The sequence below is a fragment of the Clostridium tanneri genome, from assembly GCF_033659955.1.
Lineage (GTDB): Bacteria > Bacillota > Clostridia > Clostridiales > Clostridiaceae > Clostridium_AM > Clostridium_AM tanneri.
Genome location: NZ_JARUJP010000078.1, coordinates 1 through 867, shown reverse-complemented (window position 1 = coordinate 867; position 867 = coordinate 1). Strand labels below are relative to the sequence as shown.

Sequence of the window (867 nt, the reverse complement as noted above, 5' to 3'; positions counted from 1 at the left end):
ATAATATAATCCTGTCTCCGTATCAAACCTATAGCCCCTATACCTATAAGGATTCTTATACCCAACATGTTCCTTATTACTAGTTACATCAATGTCTTTTTCATCTCTAATGCTAATAAGCTTTCCCCAGCTATCGTATATATAGCTTACTACCTTAGTACCGCTATTATTAATTAAGCCAATAATGTCTCCCTGACCATTTCTTATATAAACAAAGGAAGCTCTACAGCAGAGCTGAAGAGCTAAGCGATTCGCACCAAATCAGAGATTTGGGCTCTCTGCTTATCTACACCATTTAAATTCATACTTACAAGGTCATCTGCGTTATCATATCTATAATAAATTTTATCTTTTATTACACGACTAGCATCTTCAGTATATTCATAGGTTACCCTATCCCCTATTAGGTGAAACTTTGTAGTAAATCCATTTACTCTCTTATGTGTTCTAATTCCTGCATCGTTGTACTTAAAGAAGGCATTGATATCACTACCTACAATGGAGGTTAATCTTCTTCCTTCTTCCCAGCTGTAGGTATAACCAGCATAGGTCTTAGGGTTTCCTATTGTATCATAGGTTATCTCATTTTTATTATAATGTGTCAGTTTATCCTTCCAAGAACTTCTATATTCATAGCTTATAGGAGTCTGCCAAACACCATTTATTATTTCCTGCTTACTACTTATATTCCCTCCGCTATCATAAGTGTATGTTATAGTTTTATTTAGAACTTCGTTTTCTTCCCTTACAAGCTCATTTAGTTCATTATAGGAATATCTAATGTTCTTTCCATTTTCAAGAATTCTAGTTATATTTCCATTTGCATCATACCAATAGTTTATAGGAACAAGTTCATTTTGCACAGAA

1 pseudogene is annotated in these 867 nt (G+C 33.7%); it reads right to left on the bottom strand.

What is annotated here, in order from left to right:
* Positions 1–242 precede the first annotated feature (242 nt).
* A pseudogene (locus P8V03_RS19005) lies at positions 243–867 on the bottom strand (hypothetical protein); the annotation flags it as partial.